This is a genomic window from Cupriavidus sp. 05T313 (genome assembly GCF_056396665.1).
Genome location: NZ_JBFTLX010000489.1, coordinates 1 through 1,679, shown reverse-complemented (window position 1 = coordinate 1,679; position 1,679 = coordinate 1). Strand labels below are relative to the sequence as shown.

Sequence of the window (1,679 nt, the reverse complement as noted above, 5' to 3'; positions counted from 1 at the left end):
GTCGCAGGCTTGGCCTGCACTAGGCCGGATATAAGTCTGCAACCAACCCTGATCGAGCATCGCGTGACATTTACCTAGCAAACCGGGGCGCGTTCATATAAGTGTGACCGGTGCGTCGATCACGGCTGTGACGCTGCTCGACAAGGAACATCAGCACTATCGAGATGAAGTCGGCATGTCGATGCCACCGGTTCCTCGCATGGTCATCCGGCCGGAGACGACTGCTTGCGTTCCGTGGCGTCGGTGCTGCAGTCGGTGGCAGAGAAGTATCAGATGATTGCCGGGCGCATCGGCGGTGAAGAGTTTGCGCTGCTGCGGTGCGGTTCCGCTTCGCCCTCGCTCGAAGAGGTGCTGGAGCATCTGCGCGTCGCGATTGAGGGGCTGGCGATCGAGCATCGCCATTCTCCGTTCGGCATCGTGACGGTCAGTATCGGGGCCTCGCTTACGCGCAAACAGGGGCAGGTCGAGTCGACACATCGAGAAGTCCTTGCGATCGCGGACCAGGCGCTCTATGCGGCGAAGAAGGACGGTCGGAACAGGGTGGCTTGTCAGGGAATGGCATGCATCTGGTGCCCGTGCGACGATTGCGCGACCGCCTGAATGCGAGCTGACACGATGAGGTAGCCTGATTGGACATTGTCCTTTGGCCGGTGCATAGCGTCTATCACGGCCACCGGTTCCCTTCCGCCGGCCTGGATTTCCAAAAGGCAGCCGCCCCCCCAAGTCTGGCGCTCCCAGAAGACGGCAGAACGCTGGGTCCGGCGCCTCCTCACACCACAGGCCTTCAGCAGCAGGATGAGTGTCAGCGGGGCGCCAGTCCTCTGTTCGACATGTCGAACTGGACCAGCATCGGGGTGACGGTCGTTTCTCTTACAGCGGTGCAGGCAGTGTCGCGGAGGGTTGCGCTGGCGCGGCCGGCTTCTTGTYGCTCGTGCCGCTGTAGGCGAAGTACTTGGCCTTGGCGCCCTTGGCCCAGTACGCCAGGGTGAACTGCTTGCTGTCGCGGGCGTAAAGCATCTCGAGGCTGCCGTTGGCTGCTTCCCACTCGGCGTAGCCGTTCCCGGCATTGGGGTCGGTCTTGCGCTTGGACTCGTAGCGGGCGTCGAGCGTCTTGCTGACCTCATCCATCGCGGACCGGTCGAATGTCAGGGTAATGAGCGCCACGGTGTCCTGGGCGTCGCAGTTCACGGTCGCGCGGGTCAGGCCTGGCAGATTGAAGCGATCCAGGTGCTTGATCTCGACGGTGTCACCGCCTGCCCACGGCGCCGTGCCAGTCTTGACGCGATTCGGACCGGGTGTCATCCGCGCACACTTGGTCTYGCCAAGTTCAAGGCCCAGGGGCGCCGCGTCCTTGCCGGGCGGCTGTGCGTGGGCGGTGATCGATGCCAGCAGGAGGGCGGAGAGGAGGGTGGCCTTCTTTATCATGATTTTGGCGAGATTGATATCTCGAAACGAACATGAGGGAGATTTTACGGCCTGCGGCCCCGCCGCCAGTTCGCGCATGCGTGTTTCTGATCTGGGCACGCTCCAAATAGACTGCGTTCTACAGGAATATGGCCTCGTTATGGTCACGGCCGCGTCTTGCGATTCCCCCTGGGCAGTACCTTCGCACCCGCGCAGCGGCCGTGAAACCCGCAGGGGTTCCACGGAGCCTGGCGCATTTCGTTCAGACCTTGGCG

Annotated in this window: 1 protein-coding gene and 1 pseudogene; one reads left to right on the top strand and one right to left on the bottom strand. The window is 62.6% G+C overall.

All coding sequences use genetic code 11. The features are described from left to right. Positions 1-207: 207 nt before the first annotated feature. Positions 208-600: pseudogene (locus AC1DKD_RS41120) on the top strand (GGDEF domain-containing protein); the annotation flags it as partial. Positions 601-870: 270 nt separating this feature from the next. On the opposite strand, the gene AC1DKD_RS41115 reads toward AC1DKD_RS41120, so the two are convergent. Next, on the bottom strand, positions 871-1,425 hold the full coding sequence (locus AC1DKD_RS41115) for a hypothetical protein (protein ID WP_477144734.1): 555 nt from the start codon (positions 1,423-1,425) through the stop codon (positions 871-873). Positions 1,426-1,679: the final 254 nt, after the last annotated feature.